The organism is Sphingorhabdus sp. YGSMI21 (assembly GCF_002776575.1).
Lineage (GTDB): Bacteria > Pseudomonadota > Alphaproteobacteria > Sphingomonadales > Sphingomonadaceae > Parasphingorhabdus.
Genome location: NZ_CP022549.1, coordinates 154,890 through 175,078 on the forward strand (window position 1 = coordinate 154,890; position 20,189 = coordinate 175,078).

15 protein-coding genes are annotated in these 20,189 nt (G+C 51.8%); 12 read left to right on the plus strand and 3 right to left on the minus strand.

Translation table 11 applies throughout. The features are described 5' to 3' along the window. The first annotated feature begins 99 nt into the window (after positions 1-99). The gene (locus CHN51_RS19280) at positions 100-570 is read left to right on the plus strand and encodes a hypothetical protein (RefSeq protein ID WP_100095872.1); all 471 of its coding nucleotides are present in this window, start codon (positions 100-102) and stop codon (positions 568-570) included. Positions 571-573: 3 nt separating this feature from the next. On the opposite strand, the gene CHN51_RS19285 is transcribed toward CHN51_RS19280, so the two are convergent. Continuing rightward, the gene (locus CHN51_RS19285) at positions 574-1,797 is read right to left on the minus strand and encodes an IS256 family transposase (RefSeq protein WP_100093971.1); all 1,224 of its coding nucleotides are present in this window, start codon (positions 1,795-1,797) and stop codon (positions 574-576) included. Between the two features lie 46 nt (positions 1,798-1,843). On the opposite strand from CHN51_RS19285, the gene CHN51_RS19290 reads away from it, so the two are divergent. The 9 genes from CHN51_RS19290 to CHN51_RS19320 all read left to right on the plus strand — a co-directional run bounded on the left by CHN51_RS19290 (position 1,844) and on the right by CHN51_RS19320 (position 13,890). Then, a complete protein-coding gene (locus tag CHN51_RS19290) occupies positions 1,844-2,146 on the plus strand; it encodes a hypothetical protein (protein ID WP_100095873.1) in 303 nt (100 codons plus the stop codon). Further along, positions 2,143-2,727 carry a hypothetical protein gene (locus CHN51_RS19295; protein ID WP_100095874.1) on the plus strand — a complete coding sequence of 195 codons (585 nt, stop codon included), beginning with the start codon at positions 2,143-2,145 and terminating at the stop codon, positions 2,725-2,727. The genes CHN51_RS19290 and CHN51_RS19295 overlap by 4 nt, the downstream gene beginning before the upstream one ends. Before the next feature lie 3 nt (positions 2,728-2,730). Next, the gene (locus tag CHN51_RS19300) at positions 2,731-6,069 is read left to right on the plus strand and encodes a UvrD-helicase domain-containing protein (RefSeq protein ID WP_100095875.1); all 3,339 of its coding nucleotides are present in this window, start codon (positions 2,731-2,733) and stop codon (positions 6,067-6,069) included. Positions 6,070-6,156: 87 nt separating this feature from the next. After that, the gene (locus CHN51_RS19305; protein ID WP_100095876.1) at positions 6,157-6,618 is read left to right on the plus strand and encodes a hypothetical protein; all 462 of its coding nucleotides are present in this window, start codon (positions 6,157-6,159) and stop codon (positions 6,616-6,618) included. Between the two features lie 3 nt (positions 6,619-6,621). Next, positions 6,622-7,080, plus strand: a complete 459-nt coding sequence (locus CHN51_RS19655; RefSeq protein WP_123906379.1) for a hypothetical protein — start codon at positions 6,622-6,624, stop codon at positions 7,078-7,080. Beyond that, a complete protein-coding gene (locus CHN51_RS19660) occupies positions 7,064-7,543 on the plus strand; it encodes a hypothetical protein (protein WP_123906380.1) in 480 nt (159 codons plus the stop codon). Before CHN51_RS19655 ends, CHN51_RS19660 begins: the two co-directional genes overlap by 17 nt. Before the next feature lie 12 nt (positions 7,544-7,555). Beyond that, positions 7,556-8,917 carry a thiamine biosynthesis protein ThiF gene (locus tag CHN51_RS19310; RefSeq protein WP_100095877.1) on the plus strand — a complete coding sequence of 454 codons (1,362 nt, stop codon included), beginning with the start codon at positions 7,556-7,558 and terminating at the stop codon, positions 8,915-8,917. A 247-nt stretch (positions 8,918-9,164) separates the two neighbouring features. Further along, positions 9,165-10,418, plus strand: a complete 1,254-nt coding sequence (locus tag CHN51_RS19315) for a DNA repair exonuclease (RefSeq protein ID WP_100095915.1) — start codon at positions 9,165-9,167, stop codon at positions 10,416-10,418. Continuing rightward, entirely contained in the window at positions 10,405-13,890 is a 3,486-nt protein-coding gene (locus CHN51_RS19320) for a YhaN family protein (RefSeq protein WP_100095878.1), read from the plus strand. Before CHN51_RS19315 ends, CHN51_RS19320 begins: the two co-directional genes overlap by 14 nt. 299 nt (positions 13,891-14,189) lie before the next feature. Here CHN51_RS19320 and CHN51_RS19325 read toward each other — a convergent pair whose 3' ends face one another. Further along, a complete protein-coding gene (locus CHN51_RS19325; protein ID WP_100095879.1) occupies positions 14,190-16,463 on the minus strand; it encodes an AAA family ATPase in 2,274 nt (757 codons plus the stop codon). A 3-nt stretch (positions 16,464-16,466) separates the two neighbouring features. Beyond that, on the minus strand, positions 16,467-17,954 hold the full coding sequence (locus tag CHN51_RS19330) for a Fic family protein (protein WP_164089317.1): 1,488 nt from the start codon (positions 17,952-17,954) through the stop codon (positions 16,467-16,469). A 280-nt stretch (positions 17,955-18,234) separates the two neighbouring features. On the opposite strand from CHN51_RS19330, the gene CHN51_RS19335 reads away from it, so the two are divergent. Further along, on the plus strand, positions 18,235-18,519 hold the full coding sequence (locus CHN51_RS19335) for a helix-turn-helix transcriptional regulator (protein WP_346426350.1): 285 nt from the start codon (positions 18,235-18,237) through the stop codon (positions 18,517-18,519). Between the two features lie 6 nt (positions 18,520-18,525). Next, the gene (locus CHN51_RS19340) at positions 18,526-19,767 is read left to right on the plus strand and encodes a HipA domain-containing protein (protein ID WP_100095881.1); all 1,242 of its coding nucleotides are present in this window, start codon (positions 18,526-18,528) and stop codon (positions 19,765-19,767) included. Positions 19,768-20,189 lie beyond the last annotated feature (422 nt).

Sequence of the window (20,189 nt, forward strand, 5' to 3'; positions counted from 1 at the left end):
CCTATAACCGTGACCAAATGCAGTAAAAAAAATTCAGAGGTTTTTCGGGTCACAAAATGATTAGGATAATGAACGATCAATCAGGGTAGGATTAAAAGAGTGGACGAAGAAAATACGGAAGCAGTTGAGTTATATCATCCACCCTTTGTAGTCCGTGCTCTCGACTGGATAGAAGGTATATCCTCCGAACAGCTTATTGCCGCTGCGCAGATCAAGGATCAAAATAAGAGTGGCTTCATTCCCCCAGCTGCGCTGGTTCGAATTATTCGTCGATTTAGAACTGACGGTAAGCTGGAGCTCAGTGATCGTCTCGTAGCAATACTGATCACGAATGCTTATGATTATGTCAGGAGGGTTTCAGCGGGGTTTGATGTTGGAGATAGAGAGGACGTGATCCAGGAAACCATGCAAACGTTTCTTACCGAACTGGCCGAGAATGACGGTATTGATTGGTGGGAGGTGACATTTCACCGGGAGTTGCGACGCCGCGCCAGCGATGCCTATGCACGTTTAATTGGCCGTCACCGCAAGCGGGAGTGTCATAAATTCCGTGTGTCGTGGGGCTGTTAGACATTATGCCGCCATGGCTTTGATGAAGCGTTCGCCGAAGATAACTGCGAACTGGGCCTTTGCCATGGTCCACTCACGTGGTGGCATTCTCCACTCTTTTTCTGATCTGTTCAAGACCAGATAGAGCAATTTCGTTGCCGCCTCGTCATTGGGGAAGTGCCCTCTGGCCCTGACTGCCCGTCTGAGCTTTGAGTTCAGGGCTTCGATAGCATTCGTCGTGTAGATGATTTTGCGTACCGCCTCGGGAAAGGCGAAGAATGGAATAACTTCATTCCATGCCCGCCGCCAGCTCTGGGCGATGGCGGCATAACGCAGACCCCATTCGCTGGCTTCAAAAGCAGTCAGCGCGTCCTCGGCAGCCTTGGCATCAACAGCGCGGTAAATGGCCTTGAGGGCTGCCGCCAGCGGCTTGCGATCTTTCCATGCCACAAAATCCATGCTGTTACGTAGCAGATGGACGATGCATGTCTGGACGACAGCTTCAGGGAACACCGCTGTTATCGCATCAGGAAATCCCTTGAGACCGTCAACAACGGCCAGCATGATGTCCTCGGTGCCGCGGTTTTTAAGCTCATTCATGACCCGCAGCCAGAATTTGGCACCTTCATTTTGTTCGATCCACAGGCCGAGAACCTCTTTGCGGCCATCGGCGCGGACGCCAAGAGCGATATGGATAGCTTTGCTGCGGACCATGCCTTCATCGCGGATCTTAACGCGAATGGCGTCAAAAAATACCAGCGGATAGGCCGGATCAAGCGGGCGCTGCTGCCAGGCGGTAACTTCCTCCAAAACACCGTCGGTGACGGTCGAGATCAGGTCAGGCGATACGTCGATGCCGTATAGCTCACGCAAATGCCCGGTTATCTCCCGCGTGCTCATCCCGCGCGCATACATGGAGATAATTTTATCATCAAAACCGGGAAACCGGCGCTGGTATTTAGCGATCAACTGCGGATTAAAGCTACCAGCGCGATCGCGCGGCACCTCGATCTCGATCTTGCTGCTATCGGTGATGACACGCTTGCGGCCATAGCCGTTGCGGCTGTTACCAGCCTGTTCGTCGCCGCCCAGATGATAATCCATCTCGGCATTCAGCGCCCGTTCGGCGAGCGCCTTCTTCAGCGAATCCAGCAATCCTCCCTGATCCAGCGCAGAAGCTGCATCGGTGCCTGCTAAAAGTTGATCCAGTAAACCTGCCGGGATCGTCGGCTCTTTGCGTCGTGACATAGTGGGACTCCTTTTTACCCATTATGCCCCACGACACACGGAATTTATGACACTCCCCCGCAAGCGATCAGCTGAACTTACTGATGATCATGAGTTCAGTGATGATGGTGAGGCAGCGGCTGCTCTTCAAATACGCGCTACGCTTGTAGCATTTGCGGACAAAAAGCTTAAAACAGAAGAGCACCGCCGACTTTTCCTTCTGTTGATGTTGGGCGACCTCCCGATAGATGCACCTGAAGCGCCCAATGATCTGGTTCGCCTCACAGGTAAACCGCGTAGTACACTTGCAAATCTCAAAACAGATTTTACGCGCATGCTCAAAGCAGCGCTTGTGGAGAAAGCGTCATGAATCCAACCTTATCAAACCCTAATAAGCTTGCAGAAGATTTCATTTCCTACGGTATCTGGGACTCAGCAGCTGTCGACCAACTGAGTTCAACCGAATTGGACGAGCTGTTCGATCACCTAGTTGCCCGCTCAATTGTCGAAACTGCGGCATCGAGTATCAGCCCAAATCCGGAAGTCCTTGATTCTGATGCGCAGACAGCTGTGTTGAGTCTGCAAAGCTTCTATCTTGGTGCGCTGAACCGCTCGCGAGCGTCTAGACCTGACCCATCTTCCAAATTACCCAAAGCGGCTACATGGTTAGCAATCGAACCTGTCCTCAGAGATCGCGACTTTCTGATCCGGTTGGCGCAGCGCCGTCTTAGCGGATTGGGAGCACGCTGCGCGCGCGACTTGGCCGATCTGCTCGGTGTACCCAAACAAGTACTCGAGGACTATTTTGCAGGACAGGCCGGAGAAAACGTTGCCTTTGTTGAAAACCGAAATGTTGGCAAGCCGCAGGACGGCGGAGTAGAGGACTTCGCCACAGCTCTGGCTCGCTCAGATGTCCCTGACGCGTTCAAACGGAGGTGGCTGGAAGCATAGAAAATGGCCGCTTTCGACCTTGCCCGAATTGCCGCACGTAAACTCCGCGAAGGACATAGCGCTGAGCGCGCCCAAGGATATGAAGCTGTTGCTGCAGCCGCGGCGGGACTAGGTTTTGTCATTAAATTGGTCCAGCCCGGCGATCCAGTTCTTGGTACGAGTGATGCCAAACTCCTTAGAGACTGGTTGTCGATCTACGTGCGCAACGACGTGTCGTCCGATCAAGCTGCAGCTTATGCGGCACACGAGCTCGGTCATCTGGAACTGCACCAACCACAAGAACTCTGCTCTGGATCAGACCCAGACGCCGGCGCGTCACGCGCGCTTTCGAGGGTCGAAGCCTATGGGCCGCGGGAACGGCGGGAACTGCAAGCCAATGTATTCGCCCGTGAATTTCTGTTACCGCGCTCGCTGGCCCGGCAGCTATTTCTCGTAGAGTGCAAGAGCGCGGCCGATATTGCTCAGACCCTCAAACTTCCTTACCCTTTGGTGCGAAGCCAGCTGTTGGACAGCCTCCTCGGCCCAGACATCGCGGAACAGTCGGTCGATATGGTCGCGCCGCAGCAGAAGCGAGATGAGAGCCAATGGGCGGCCGCCACCTTTGAAGGATCGGCTCTGCTGCTCGAGGCCGGCCCGGGTTCTGGTAAAACCCGCACTCTTGTGATGCGAATTGAACACCTTTTGGCGCAGCCGACTGTGACTGCGAGAGATATACTTGCTCTAACATTTTCAAATAAGGCTGCAGGCGATCTTGCCGACCGCATTGCTAAAGCTCACCCAAATGCTGCCGCAGAAATGTGGACGGGAACCTTTCACGCCTTCGGGCTCGATCTAATTCGTCGTTATTATGATAAGCTTGGCCTTCCCAACAATGTCCAGTTAATTGATAAGGCACAGGCGATAGAACTGCTTGAAGATCGGTTACCGCTGATGGGACTGAAACATTATCACGATCTACGCAACCCGGATCAGGGTTTAGTGAAGATACTTTCAGCGATCTCGCGCGCCAAAGACGAACTCGTAGATCATGAAGACTTTGGTCGCCGCGCAAGCGCTGCTCTCGAAGTGGCCACCGGCGAGAAGGAAATCATTGCCGCAGAGCGTTCCTGCGAAGCGGCAACGGTATATAGGGTCTACACCGAGACTCTTCGTGAAGCTGGAGCAGTCGATTTTGGTGACCTCGTGATGCTGCCTGCACTCCTGATCGGCCGTAACGACGCGGTTCGCGAACAGGTGGCCCAGCGCCATTCTCACGTGCTGGTGGATGAGTATCAAGACGTAAATAGAGCAAGTGCACGTCTTTTGATTGAGCTTTATCGCGCAGGGTCAAGGCTTTGGGTTGTAGGCGATGCCCGACAATCCCTGTATCGCTGGAGGGGCGCATCATCAGCAAATATGGCAGGGTTCGAAGCCGATTTCGCTGGCGGTCAGCGCCTCCCTCTCGGTCATAATTACCGTTCGACTGATCATATCGTCAGTTTGAGCCGCCGCTTCGCTGCTGACATGCGAGCGGGCAAGAATGGTCTTGCATATAAGGCAGCCGCACAGCGATCTGAGGGAGGAAGCACCACGAAGCTGCTAGTTGGACGAAATGATGACTGCGAAGGCGAACTTCTCGCAGCAGAGATCAAGCGTCTTGTGGAAGCTGGCGTACCACTGGCTGCCCAAGCGGTCCTTGCACCCACAAATGGCAGGTTGGACATTATGGCAGCGGCACTCGCCCGACAGGAGATAGCAACAACACATCTCGGCAGCTTTTTTGAGCGCGACGAAGTGCGCGATCTTTTGTCCATCCTCGCCCTACTTGCGGAAGCGAACGGCGGCGCTCTGGTCCGCGTCGCGGCGCTCCGAGAAATCAGGGTTGGGCCACAAGATATCGGGACAATCGTCAGCGCGGCTCATAAAGACCGCATCCCGCTCAACGCCTTGCTTGAACGAGCATCAACCTTGCCGGGGATGACCTCCGCAGGTGGCCAAGCGTTGGAACGACTGGGAATGCAACTGAAGGGATTAGAATCTCATATGTCTGCGTTCGAAGTGGCGGCAAGTTGGCTACTTGATCGGTCGGATTATTTGCGGGATATTGCGAGTGAGCCGGGTCCGGAGGGCTCACTCGCACGCGCTGCGCTACAAGCCCTTCTTGGCTTTCTCGATCAACGCGAGCTTGATGGACGGCTGTTGACGCCAGCACGCGCGATCAAACGTGTGCGCAGTGCTGTGCTATTGGCTGACGATCGTGACCTTAGAGACGCGGCTCTTGGGGCTGACGCGGCCGCTGTTCGAATGATGACGATTCACGGTGCCAAAGGCTTAGAGTTTTCTGCAGTCCATGTGGTCGGCCTGCATGATCAGTGCTTACCCGGACGATTTCGACGCGATGACAGTCCCCTGCCGCCAGGATTGGTGGAGCCAGAAACACGGGAGATGCACCTCGAGGAGGAAGAATGCCTGTTTTTCGTCGCCATTTCGCGAGCGGAAGATCATCTTCGCCTCTATCATAACGAAATAGCAAACGTCCGATCTCGAAAGCCGTCTCCCTTTCTGGCGCGCCTCGGTAACCTTAGTCGCCGCGAGCTCGCTGTTGCCACCGCCCCTTCCAACAGTCCTATTGTCCAGCACAAGCCTGTAAAAACCGTCCAAATCAACATATTTGATATTCGGGACTATGCAAGCTGCGCCTTGCGCATCGCATACCGGAGATATTTCGGGATTCATGGACGGCGCCACGAGTCTCCGTACCTTCAAACATCTGGCGTTCTCTATACTTTGGTGGATAGGATTACCGAAGTTGCCGGCCCGAATGTTAACTCAAATATGCAGGCTGTATTGGAAGAGGTTTGGGAAACACGTGGACCTGTTGGAAGCGGACTAGCAGCCGATTACTTTGCCCACGCCAGCGGAAGGGTTTCGACTCTTGCACAGCTAGCCAGCGGGTTTGAGTCGCCGGGTTTTGCACATATTGAATTACCCATAAACGGTGGGACATTGACTGTCGGCGCGCCGTTAGTGCGTTCAACACCGAAAGGTACTGAAATCCGCTTCTTCGACGCAGGTCCTGTGCGCTCCAAAACCGGCAATGATCAATCAGCTGGTATTCTTCTTTCCGCCGCTAGGCATGCCTTTGGCCGCCAAGCAGACGCCACGACCGCACATATGACTGATGGTGGCGTAGTCGGCTTTAAGAGGAGTGAGGAAAAGGTAGCAGACGATCTTGAGGAAGCAGGTCAGATTTTGTCAGCGATCAACAGCGGTACGCTGCCACCAAATCCCAGCATGCGTATATGCGGACGTTGCCCCCACTTTGTTTCCTGCCCATCGGTCGGAGCCATCGAGCCGATCTAATTTTTTATTCAGACGAATTCCGTCTCTGAAAGGGATGACTCTAGTGAACCCGGCATTCCCGCATGGGCCACAATCGGAGTATTATCCATGTCAATCGACATTTTTATCAAGCGGGGTGGTTGCCTCGACGTCGTCCACCGCAAAGTCAATAAGCTCGACCTCAAGAAACTCAAGCAAGAACTGGACACAGAGTTTGGCCCCGGCGAACTCTTTGCCGAAGACAAGGACGATCCTGTCACTCATGATCATCAGTTCAAACCAGGCAGCATTTTCCTTCACCATAGCTGCTGCAAGCGGATCGACTTGATTGTCCGCTACGCTGGCAAGACTTACGAGAATCGCTTCGCACCGAGCGTGACACTAAAAAAGGTCAAACGGCGCGCCGAAAAGAAACTCAATATCGACCCTGCCGACGCGGTCGAATTATCACTGCAGATCGCAGACAGTTCTGACCGTCCGGACGAGGCGACACATGTTGGCTCGCTTGCCAATCCACCAACATGCTCAGTTATCTTCGACCTTGTTCCCTCAGACCGCATCAACGGCTAATCGATGACTCCTGACCAAGCTATTTGGGAACGCGATATTGGCGCGGCGTCTTTTCTGGAAGGCGTCGCGCGCAATCGGTGGTCAATCGTCTCACTCGATTGGCCTTTTGCGCTGTTCGGTATAACAGCCCGTGATGGTCGAATCTTCTATCTGAGGCTAAACTTTGCAGGCTATCCAGCCGCGCCGCCAACAGGCGGTCTCTGGGATCCTGAAACTGAAACAGTGCCTGCCCTCAACCAGTGGCCGACCGGTGATGCCGTGTTCGTTAGCGTTTTCAACCGCGGTTGGCAAAACGGACTAGCATTATATATGCCGCTCGATCGGGTATCCCTTAATGGGCATCATGATTGGCCGGCTCAATATCCCCATCTTATGTGGCAACCTGACCGGGGTCTCGTGCAGTATATTGGTGAAGTTCACAGGCTTTTAAACGCGCGAGGCTATCATGGCATCACCGGATAATCGTTTACGAATCTCATGGTATAAGTGGTGGCGGCTTATGCGACAACTGCGTCTTCGCGGTGCGGGCATCAGAGAAAGTGGTGCTTTTCTGCTCGGGTCCCGCACAGTCACCTGTGGCTGGGTCACGGATTTTGTCTTTTATGACGACATCGACCCCTACGCCCTTGCCCAAGGACATGTTCATCTAGCGGGCGCCGCTCTTAATCGAGTTTGGGACCGCTGTTCAGCAACTGGCTTGGAGGTTATTGCCGATGTTCACACTCATCCTGGCAGCTCCGGTCAGAGCCTTTCGGATCAGAACCATCCCATGATTGCAATTAGAGGTCACACAGCGCTCATCGTTCCCAATTTCGCTTCTTCTGTTTTGAATCTGCGCGGTATTGGCATCTATCGTCATCTTGGCGCACGCAAATGGATTTCTTTACCGTCTCCTCGTGCCGGTTTGCGAGGGCTAAAATTGTGAAAGGATTTATCTATGCAGCATGCTGACTTCAATCAGTTCGTCGATGGCTTCAACCGCCTAGCCAAACTTGATCTCGACATCGGCGAAGCGGTCGATCCAGATGCTGCAATGGCGCGGTTGATGAGCTATTCCGCACATGTCGCAGTAGGCCCAGAAATTGTCCAGAGTGTGGCTCACCAAATTGCACTGCTCACTTTTGTAAATATTGCTTCGCGCTTCGCATTAGGCGGTGTGACTGTATCCGGGCTCGGCGATGTACCACTACTCGCACCATGGCTTGGAAAAGATTTGAAATCAGCAGTCATCGCACTGGGCGGCAATGTTGGATCAAAAGCATCTGAAGCACCGGTTGTGATCATCGGCAGTATCCTGTCGACGCCCCCAGAGCGAGGTTGTCAGCTCACTTTCGAAGGCTGGCGCGGCGGTGTCGTGCCGCTAGGGCATCAACGTCTTAGCGAATGTGATGTGACAGCACCGGCAGCTGTGCTTTCGGGCGCATTTGCGGCAGCCGAAGTCTTCACAATATTGCGCGGTGAAGCCGGTGCGGGCTTACGTCCTCAAGGGCTTTCGGTTTGGCGACCTGACGGAGACGCAGACTGGTTCTCCTCTATGAATGACGGGCCAACGCTTTCGCAGTTGCCAAATCATCTATGGGTGCTCGGTCTGGGACATCTAGGGCAAGCATTTCTATGGGTATTGGCGATGTGTCCTTATCAAGATAGGTCAGCCGTAAAACTGGTACTTCAAGATACCGATATAGTGACGGGTTCAACATCGAGCACATCAATCTTGACGATTGACGGTAGTACTGGACGCAAAACCCGCACAGTAGCAACGCTTTTTGAATCGCTCGGGTTCATGACGAGCTTAGTCGAGCGGCCATTTGATGATGGATTTTGCAGGCGTGCCGACGATCCGTCAATTCTCGTCTGTGGCGTCGATAACGCCTTAGCCCGTAGCCAGGTAGAAGCGCCCGGTTTCCCGCTTGTGATTGAAGCCGGAATCGGCAGAACTGCGGATGACTTTAGGTCTGTTCGCCTGCACAGTTTCCCTGCACAACGGAAGGCGTCGGCACTCTGGAAAGCTGGTGCTATTGAGCCGGACATCTCAATAGGAAAGACTCCAGGGTATAATCGCCTCAAAGAGCAGGGCGTTGACGACTGCGGGCTTACGCGTCTTGCAGGCACAGCGGTCGGTGCGCCCTTCGTTGGGGGCATCGCCGGGGTTCTTATGCTCGGACAAATATTGAGACTGTTGCACGGCGACACACTTGATGCAGTTATTGATTTTGATCTACGCGCATTAGATGCACGGCGTGCCGTAGGTAATTCGGTGTTAACTAAGCTCAATCCTGGGTTTCAATCATGTATTTAGGCGAACCACCGTGAGATTCAGACGTTACATATTGTTTCAAAACGGAACCCTAGTTGAGCAGCATGGCCTGATTGATTTCATTAGTAGAAAGAAGTTGTCAGTGTGATAATTCTAGCGTCAGCTAGCAAGGAAATTTTGGGGGTATCGAAAATATGCAAATGTATCATATTCAGATCAAAACATTTTGGCGGCCAACAGGAATGATTTCCTGAGTCCGCCTTCCTATCAAAGAAAAGTCAAACACCTCATGAACTTTACATTTCTTCACGCAGCCGATCTTCATCTTGATAGCCCTCTCCTCGGTTTGGCGAGCAAGTCAGCCGATTATGCCGAACGCGTTGACCGCGCCTCACGTGACGCTTTCGAAAAGCTAATAGAACTAGCCATTGAAGAGGGCTGCAGCTTCATCGTATTGGCAGGTGACATTTTTGATGGAGACCTTCGCAATTTTGAGACCGGTCTTTTCTTCGTCAACCAGATGCGGCGTCTTGAAGAGGAAGGGATACAGGCCTTCTTGATCCTCGGTAATCATGATGCAGAAAATCGTTTCGCGGCCAAGCTCTCAATGTCGGCTAATGTTCATCTGTTCGCCAGTAAGGCAGCCGAGGCGATTGCCATCGAAGCGCTAAAAGTCTCTGTCCATGGCCGCAGCTACCCTCAACGTGACGTGACCGAAAATATCGCACGGGATTATCCACCTGCAGTCGCTGGCCATTTCAATATTGGTGTGCTGCATACAGCATGCCAAGGAAGCGAAAGTTATCACGCGCCTTACGCTCCGTGTAGCGTCGAACAGCTAGTCAATCATGGCTATGACTATTGGGCGTTGGGCCATGTCCATGCACGCTCAGTGCTAAACGAACATCCTCATATCGTTTATCCCGGTAACTTGCAGGGACGTAGTCCCCGGGAAACCGGGGCTAAAGGTGCAACAATCGTGACAGTAAGCAACGGTGAGGTTGCGCATCTCGAACATCACGACCTCGACGTCGTTCGCTGGTTCGTCGTCACAGTAGATGTTGCTGACACAGAAGACCGCAGCGCGCTGCTCGATCAAATCCGTGCCGCAATTGATGATGCCTGCACTGACGCTGGTGATCGTGCTCTAGCAATACGCTTACGGCTCGTTGGCGAAACCAACCAACACCAACAACTTCTAATTGAACAACAGATTTTGCGCGAGGACATCGCCGTGCTTCTGGCGACACTGGCGCAAGACATCTGGCTAGAAAAGATTGTGATAGCGACAACGGCCCCTCCCCTGCCAAGTTCGCTCGACCCGACGGTTTCGGGCCAGCTGGCAGCCGAGATTATAGCGGAAAGCGCTGATTTCATAAACGAGCTGATCGAGGAACGAATTGCAGAGGTTCGTGCAAAAATGCCTGCTGCTGCGCATGCTGACGCCTTTTTCGAAATGCTACGGGAAGATGCGCCAAAGCGCGCGCGCATATTGGCGCTCTCGCTGGTAAACGAAACGGAGGCCGGCGATGCAGCTAACTGAATTGACGCTTGAGCGTTACGGGGCTTTTTCCGAACGCATCCTCCCAATTCCAACCAATGCGGGTCTCACAATTATATACGGCCCCAATGAAGCCGGCAAAAGCACATGCCTAGCAGCAATAAGCGACATCCTGTTTGGCATTCCAGAAAGGACCCCTCATGCGAGCCTATTTGGTTATGATGGAATGAGAGTGAGCGCTGAGTTGGTCGATGCTGACGGAACTGCATTGACATTGCGCAGACGTCGTGGCCGTGTTCGCACCCTATCCGATGCGGCAGGCACACCCCTTGATGACTCAATCCTAAATGCGATGCTCGGCGCTACCACCCGCGAGCGTTTTGCGACATTGTTTGGGCTCAACCATGAGACGCTCCGCTCAGGCGGATCGAGCCTGCTCGCGGCAGAAGGTGATATAGGTCGTTTGATAGTTGAAGCAGGCGGAGGTCTACGGTCGCTTATGGCGCGGCTAGATTCCATTGATGAAGAAGCGGACAAACTCTTTGCGCCGCGCAAATCAAGCGAGCGAGCTTATTACAAAGCGCTGGAGGCTTTCGATACCGCTGAGCGCGAGGTTAAGCTCCACATGGTGACACGCGATGCCTATGAGAAAAGCCGAAAGGCCGCAGATGCTGCGACCAAAAAACTGGATGATACACGGGCAGAACGGCAAAATGTCAGTACCGAAATTTCTGTTCTGGAGCGATTAGTTCGGGCGGTCCCGCATATACTCACGCTCGATCGGTTGTCCACGGCATTGAGCGAATATGAGGATATCAGCGCGCTAGAGCCAAACTTTGACAAACAGATTAATGCGGCACTTAAGCTGCGTGAAGAAACCGTATCAGCGCTAACCAAGGGACGTATAAATCGGGACAGGCTCTCACTGCGGTTTGATGCCCTGGAGGTTTCAGAAGCGTTTATTGGAGCAGAGGCGGCAGTTCGCGATATCACCGAACAAGCTATCCATGTACGCAAAGCTAGGGCTGACCGACCAAACCGGCTCAAAGAGATCGAAAGCGACGAAGCTCGACTTACCACGCTACGCCGTATGTTACACTTGCCTGCCGATGCCGATCTAACAACACGTTTGCCGAGCCAAGAAGTTTTGGATGAGGTGCAAAAAATGGCAACACAAGCAATCGAGCGCGGGACCGCTCTGGTTGCCGCTCGGGAACGCAAAGCCGACATCACCGACCGTCTTGAGGTATCAAAGCATCGGCTCGATGTAGCTATCGCTGCCGGCTACCAAACGCCGGTAGAGTTTAGCCCGGTACAATTTGCAAATTTGTCCGCGCAAGTAGGCACGATTGAAACGACGCGAGGTCAGGCGGTCGAAGCAATGACGAAGGTGAAGGACACGATTACTTCCCTTGGTTTCCAAACTTCCGAAGAGCTAGCTTCTTTCGATTGTCCTTCCTCGGAAGCCATCCGCACTGAACAAGTAGCGTGCTCAGAACTCGAAAAGTCCCTTGCGGACCAGCTTGAACAAAGGATCGGTGCCGAAAAAAGGGCAAAGACGGCAACCAATGCCATTGCACAGGCTGAAGCAACAGGCCCAGTGGCATCAGACAGTGCGCTAGCCGATGCGCGCAACACACGGAGCGATGCCTGGTCGCCTTTGCGTTCCGCTTATCTTGATGACGACATCCCCGCAGACACGGTAGTCCGGCGCACCGGAATCGAAGTCTATGAACGTCAAATCCGAGATACCGATGATTTGGCAGATCGGCGCGCGGCAGAAGCGAAGCATGCGGCCAATCTTGCCGTCGCCCGTCAGCAGCTTGAAATCAGCAATATTGAGATCGAAGGTTGCACTGCGCTAATTGAAGATATTGGCCAACGACTCAACAATAGAACCAGCGCCTTCGCCTCCGCCTTTCCAAGTGCAACCGAACAATACCCCCAGCTTTCAGGCCTGCTCGAATTTGCCGAGCGCCGGGAACTGGCTCTGGCCGCGCTCGCCGCTGCACGCGCGCTCCAAGTTGATGTTGATCGCCAAGAAGCCGACCTAGAACCGGTTTGCGCGCTATTCGAGACCGCACAAGGTGTAATGAAGGTTACTCCCACGGAGGGGCAAACATTTTCTTCCCAAGTACACGCATTATGCGCGGCACTCAGCAAACATGAAAGTGGGAATGCGGACTATCGGCGCAATCTGCATGATTACGAGGAGCTGGAGCCAAAAGCGAACCGCGCCGAGCAGGATCTTTCAGACATGTTAGCGGCGGAAAAGATCTGGGATCAACAATGGAGCGCGGCGTTGGTCAAACTCGGGCTCGATTCCAGTCTTGCCCCTCAAAACGCAGGCACGCTGGTCAGCGAATGGTCGGGCGCCCGTGCGACGCTAGGAACGATAGCACAATCCCAAACGCGGCTTACCCGTATGGATGAAGATGAAGCTGCGTTGCAGGCGGCAGTTGACGCTTTGGGTGAAAGTCTCCAGCTCGCATTGCCCACGGACCTTCTTGCGGCTACCGACCAGATCGCGGCGCGGTGGCAAGAGCATGATGCAATTCGAGTGCAGCGCGTTGCGCTCGCACCCGATGTCGAGGAAATCAAGGCTGATTGTGCTTTGTTGGAGACTGCCGATCGCAGCTCCCAGAAAGCGCTGGAAGCACTTGCCGAGCGCGCTGGTGTTCCGGCTGAAGATGCTCCTTTGCGTGACATTGAGAGGCGATGTGCTGCCCGGTCTCAGCTTATGGAAGAGAAAGTGCAAGCGGAGCGGTCGATAGCGGATGTGAGCGATGGTCTCTCCGTTACCGCCTTGCGTGATCAGTGGGCAGAACGCGATTTAGATGCGCTTCGAGGCGCCCTGAGTGCTGCTCAGGAGCAATCAAAACAGTTTGAAGCCGAACTCGAGGCTACGATACTTGAACAAAAGACTGCACAGGATGCTCTCGACCAATTTGCAGCGGAATCAGGTGTAAATCATGCCATCGCTGAGCGCGAAAGCGCGGCCGCTGCCATGCAGATCGCTATCGAACGCTATGTCGAACTCACTGTAGCGCGCGCGCTGATTACTAAGGCAATCGAGAAGGTTCGCAACGAGCAGCAGGATCCGCTAGTTAGCCGTGCAGGTGAACTTTTTGCGTTCACGACGCGCGGGGAATTTGCGGGAATCGACACCGATATTGATGACAAAGGCCAGCCTGTTGTGGTTGGTCGGCGAAAAACGGGTTCTGCGGTTTCGGTTGCAAACATGAGCGATGGAACACGTGATCAGCTGTTCCTAGCGTTCAGGCTGGCAAGTCTCGAGCATTATGCCGCTTCGACCGAGCCGTTACCGTTCATTGCCGATGATATCTTGGTGCATTTCGATGATGAGCGCAGCGCAGCTACGCTGGATCTGCTCGCAGAGTTTGCAAAAACCAACCAGGTATTGCTATTCACTCATCATAGCCGAGTGCGTGACGATGCTAACCGATTAGAAGCTAAGGGGTTAGCAAAGATCGTCGAGATTGAACGCGTCTAGATATCTGCGTTTGCTAAAACTAAGAAACCATCCGCAATTGAGCCCACCTCTGCTGAACGTCGCTGTGATGGTTCGACTAAAACCATCTCGCCAACATTGTCGCATCGGCCACGCATCGCCAGCTCGACAGCCAATTCTCAGTTTCCGCACACAATTGACTGCTGCAACATTGCACTGATAAGATTATCCAAACCTTCGTCACTTCGAAAACGATCAAGAAATTACTCAATTAACGATCTCTAATTATACGGGGAATAGATTTTCATCGCCTTTTATATCAATCATATGCTGATAAATCACTAGGCTCTAAGACTGGTAAACAGAGCGTTCAACGCCCCGTCGTCGAACTTTTCATCCTCCGCGGAGGATGAGGTTGGAATTGTTGACGGGCTGGCAACCGGCACAGAATTTTCTTCAATATGCCCGATACGCTCATCAATTGTCATCAACGCTGAGTCGAGACGGTAACCCGATACGTTCGCTCTGGGTGCCAATTTCTTGATTGCTTCAGAATAATCAGACAGAGTAGATTCAGATTCTTCCTGCTCGCACGTGTCGCCAATGTTATCAATTGTATCGATAATGGCATTCGTCACAGCCGTCTTGATATCAGGGTTGATGTTTGTATTTTTTTCTACCGCATCAGACAGATTCACCAGTTCATCGGCCCATATGCCGTCGTTTATCAATTTTATTACCGCCCTTTCCAATTCTTCTTTCAAGGTGATAATTTGTGGTCCCGATTGAACATAATCGTCGTCGTCAATATGCGCGATAATCTCTAGCAATGATGTCGCATCTTTCCAGGCACTAAATCGTTGCGGAGGGGATTTGGTGAGCTCAATTGCCGCGGTCACAAACTCTTCGTCAGATGTAGTGCTCCACCATTCGAGTAAGAGTTCAATCCGACGGGAATTGCTGAGATCGGCGTATACCCAAGTGTTATCCGGGCCATCTTTCCAATGGGCCGCTGTTTTTAACGTGGAAATCAATCCTTTGAATTGTAGCGCGATGGCCGCCTGCACATCCGGCGCTAGAAGTTTCTCAGAAACGAATTTCCAAAGGGCTGATGCCATATCTCCAGTCGTCGCACTCAGGGCAACGGATTGGAGCAGCGAACCATCTATGAGATAATCTGCCAGATAGTCCCTGAGCGACGGATTGATAAAATCAACCGTTCCATCATCAATTCTGACAAACCCACCTTCCAGTGTTCTGAGCGATTCCTCATAATCCTTAAAACCCTGTGGAATGCCGTTTTGCTTGCATAAATGGTCGTGTAAGATTTTGAAACTATCGCGCAGGCCATCGGTATTTTCGCCAAATCGACCAGAAAAGAACAAGGAGATAAGCAAGTGCCGACAAGCTGGGGAAATATGACTCTGGAACGCGGCATCCCAAAGTTTTTTTGGGTTTTTTAACATGGACAGGAATGTTTTAGGATAATCTTCGGCGTTAATTTCACCTAATCGTATGACGTCCGTCATCCATTCAATTACGCGGGGGTTGTAGTTATCGTGGTCAACAATTTTCGATATTTTGCCGCTATCCAAAAGTGCATTTATGTGGGTCTGCGGTGTATTGCCGACCAATAGATGATTGTAGAGGATACGGGCGCGAATACCGCGCGTGTAGGATCCCATATCGAGAACATAGGTGCTAATATCCACGCGACTGTCAGCCAAGCGATCAGATGCCCCCTGCGCTTCATTCAATATGTAGGCGCGAGTGGTCAGAACAAAACGGGCATTGGGACTGTTTCGTATGCGATTCATGAAGGTCGCGAGAACAGAATCCGTTGATGCTAATGCCTGCCGATCCAATGCAATCGACCCGAGAAAATCGTCGAAAAAGAAAATTTGTTTTTGTGAATCATCAATATGCGTGAAACGGTCATCCAGATTGCGAATGGCAATCAGATCCCATTCTTCGCTAATATGAGCAAAGGCCAGCATTTCCGCGAGCGTCGTTTTCCCGACACCGGGGGGGCCAGAAACAATCAATACATGGTGTTTCTCAAGAATTTTTTGTGCATCGGCCAGGCTTGAATTTTGGGCATAAACGCGAACTTTCGCCGCAATTTCCTGCTTTGTCGTCGCCGTAAAGGCGTGTGATGAGGCATTTAAAATCGAGTCCAAAACCGCGCTGCTTGATAGCCATAGCTTGCAGTGCGCCCTAACGACCTTTGGATGATCGTTTAGCAAGGCATTGAGTTCGGATTGACCTATAATATCAGCTTGCTTTTTTAGGGACGGCCCGATGATCCCGGCCAATTCCTTTTTCCTTGCTGGCGTCAACGGGCAGGACGTAATCAAAATATATCGAGATGGGTTAAGCGCGTCTATCGATTGGCGCTCCTTTTTCATCTTTGATTTTAAAGACGGATAGCCGGAATCGACGAGATGTTTGGCTTGCAATATAATATCGCCATCAGCAGTCGAGTGACGTCCATCCATTCCATCGTCGGGACCGTTGGCAAATATTTCAAATGGAACATCAAGTGATTTTCCGACTATATCGGCTGCAAGGTCTTCAAAATCAGCTGGTAGCAGGGAACGAAAATCATAAGGCATAGTTTAATCTTCCACTGCCGCTTGCGACCAATCGAGCTTAGCATGTTCACCTTCTTCAAAAGCGTTCGTTGCATCAAGCATGGCTCGTGCCTGTGCGAATGAATTCCAATCAATCGAACGGGTGTAATTTTGTGCAACGTCTAAAGTTCGTATGGTTGGGGTCGTGTGGTTATTGTGAGAAAGAGCTTTCAATGAACTGAGATAATCCGTGCGATATGCCGTTGGAATGATAATTCGTTCCTGATTCCCGGCGATAAGTTCTGCGTTCATCATAATTCTGGCGATGCGCCCATTTCCATCGGAAAAAGGATGCACCTCGCTTATTAACACCTTAGCAAAAACCGCACGTTGGAAAGGTTCTGGCAGGGCTTCCAGAAACTCAAAACCCTTTTTCAATGTGCCTTCGACCAAATCCGGTAATACAAATATAGTGTTACCTGCTTGATTGTTTTTAGCTTTGAAAACGCCAGGATTTTTTTCTGGTCTCGCCGACATAACTGTCGCGTGTCTAGCCCTTAACTTCTCAATGAAATCTTCGAATGATTTGGGAAGCTGGCGCATTTCTCGCTCGTCAGACACGATGCGGAATGTACCCAAAACATCGTGTGCGTCATTTGGTCTTTCCTCCGGGATACTGCCCTTGAAAATGATGTCCTGGGCTTCCTCAACGGTAAACTTGGTTCCCTCAATAAAATTGGAAAAATAGGATTCAAAAAAGGCGACGTTAGCTATCGCCTCATCTGATTCAGCAACGGGCGGACGACTTTCAGGAACAATTTCGTGGAGTGCAAAAAACAATTTTTCAAAAAGTGATAAACGATCCGTATCGAAAGGTTGGCCTGCGGCTCTTGCCTTTCCTACAGCACCTTCGATTTTCCCATCTTGTGTTCCAATTAGCGCACCGATCAGATTGTTAAATTGCTCAAACTCATCATCAAGACCAAGCGCGGGGGCAATGTCGCGTGCCTCGTCCCTTAGGCGATTGATTGCTTGTTCGCCCTGTCGGTTAATATATCTGTCGAGATGATTTTCCATTTCTTCACTGGAAAGCGTACGAGCAACGCCTCCTGCTCTCGCTCGTGAAAGTTTCATATTCTCCAAATATGCGCGCGCTGGCGATGATAAGCGCGCTCCTCCTGCGAACGGTTTATCACTTTCAAGTGCCGCGGCTCCTTTGCGTGGCTGGAATGTTAAACCAGGAAGACTGACTTTTCGCATCTTATTGGAAATCAGGAACACTGACCCGTCTTCTGCAGGTCCGTTTTCTAAGGCAGTGCGATCAGCAATAATTGCGTCTGGATAATAGCCTGTAATTAGATGGTACCAGTTTCGGCGCACTAACCTTTCGGGATCTTCATTCATTTTTCGAGTATAAAGGCGGGTTCCAATCTTGCGCAGACGGCCTGCCTCGACGGCGTCATAAACAGCCTTCGTGATTTCCGTGTTCGATACAAACACTTCTGGCATATTTGCTATGGATAATTCGGGCATTAACGTGCTCCTTTTACCCATCATACCGATTTATCGTTATTTAAGAAGCCATTTTTCCGATTTTTCGCAATTTATGTAGGATTTCGACGAGATTTTGAAAGTGCTTGATGATACTCGCCATCTTGCGACCAAAGGGTTAGCCACTATTGTCAGATCGCTTATCCAAAATATATGACATATCATGTCTATTGACATTATACACATGATATGTCACTTATTTTTAATGCCACGCGCCTCCAGAGTCACATCGGGTCTACCCCCACAAAGCAAGCGAGCACTTGTGTCGTTGGGCAAGGACATTACCGTAGCCCGCAAACGGCGCAAGATTAGTCAAAAAATCATGGCCGAGCGTATATTCGTGTCGGTCCAAACAGTCCAGCGGCTCGAATCTGGTGATCCTACTGTAGGCATTGCAATTCTTGCCAGCGCATTGTTCGTTCTCGGGTTTACCAAGCGACTTGCAGAATTGGCAGCTCCAGAAAGCGACCAAGTTGGTATGCGCGAACATCTGGCTCGATTGCCAAAGAAAACACATAGCGAATCCTCTAAAGATTTGGATTTCTAGGCGCGTATGGCCGTGATCGAGACCTATGTTTTTGTCCATTTGGCAGAGGGGCCAGTGCCCGCAGGACTTCTGACAATGACAGATGAGCAGCGGACTCAGTTTTCAACTTTCGCTTATGGCCGCCGCTATCTTGAGCGCCCGGACCGGATTCCCGTCGATCCGGTTGCATTGCCATTGACCAGTGGGTCGGCGGATCAGATATTTCGTACCGAAGAAGGATTTGCTGTATTTGGCGGCATTCGCGATGCAGCACCTGATGGTTGGGGCCAATATTTAATGTATAAGGCGATGGGTGACAGAACGCCAACCGAGGCCGACCTCATTTTGGCATCGGGTGATCACCGGGTTGGCGCATTGGCCTTTGGGCCCACGCCGGCAAAGCCGCAGCGCATCACTCCGTGGGGCGACGGCGATGCACCAGGCGAACATTTTGACCTAGCCGAACTCGCAGAAGCGGCCGAACGCGCACAAAATGTTGACCTGCTTGATGAAAACTTGCGCAAATTGCTAACCGCCGGATCATCTCTTGGCGGTGCTCGCCCCAAAGCTGCAACAGAGATCAATGGACAGCCCTGGATCGCAAAGTTTCAAGCACAAAAAGACACTTTTCCTGAATGCCGGGTTGAACTGGCAACAATGCGTCTGGCAAAAGAATGTGGGCTCGACGTACCAGCTCTTGGATTTGAAAATATCCTCGGCCGTGACATATATATGATTGAGCGGTTCGACAGGAGCATGAATAAGCAACATCGCACTCCTTTTGCCTCCGGACTAACGATGCTGGCAGCCCATGAAAGTGAAGTTAGCCAGTATAATTATCGCGATCTGGCCGCTGTGTTGCGACAACACGGGACAATGGTGAAAACCGATTTGAATGAGCTTTTTAAGCGGATGGTGTTCAACATTCTGGTTACTAACGATGATGATCATCTACGCAATCACGGATTTTTATATGATGGTAATGGCTGGAGGTTGTCACCTTTGTATGACGTTGTCCCCAAACCGCAAATTGGATTTGAGCGGCGACTGGTCTTGGGAGTTGGCCCACAAGGCCGGGACGCAACCCTAGTCAACGCCATTGCCGGCGCGCCCGATTTTGATCTTTCGCTTGAAGAAGCAGAGGCTATCACTGTCGAGCTTGCTGGGACTGTTGCCAATGGATGGGAAGAAGCATTCCGGAGCGCTGGTATAAACGCGGCGGATATAGCTCGATTTGCGACTTGTTTCAGAGAGGCCCAAGCAAGCTAACCGGTGGTTGCCAATGTGCAATTTCTCAAACAAATTTTTTTAAACCGTCTTTATGCCGACCACCAAGCGAGGCGACGTATCAGCGGTTCTCTAAACCTTCACATCGAAAAAAACCGCAACAGACCTAATACAGATATCCAAAGGCCCCACAGCGCGAAGGCTAATAGCAACCCAAATTCCAAACGAAGGCGCATCAACTGTTGCAGGCGCAGCCCTCGCCTTTGTGGCAGATCTTATCTCGAGCTATGCAACTATCCCCACAAGCCTTGCCTTTGCTGCACATCTTGCAGCAAGCGCTGGTCTGCGCAAAGGCGGCCCCGGACGCGCAAGGATTGATTTGCGTAGGCCCAAGCAAACTAGCGACAAGCGCAAAAGATACAGCAATAGATTTCATCATAAATGCCCCTCGAAACGGGGATTGC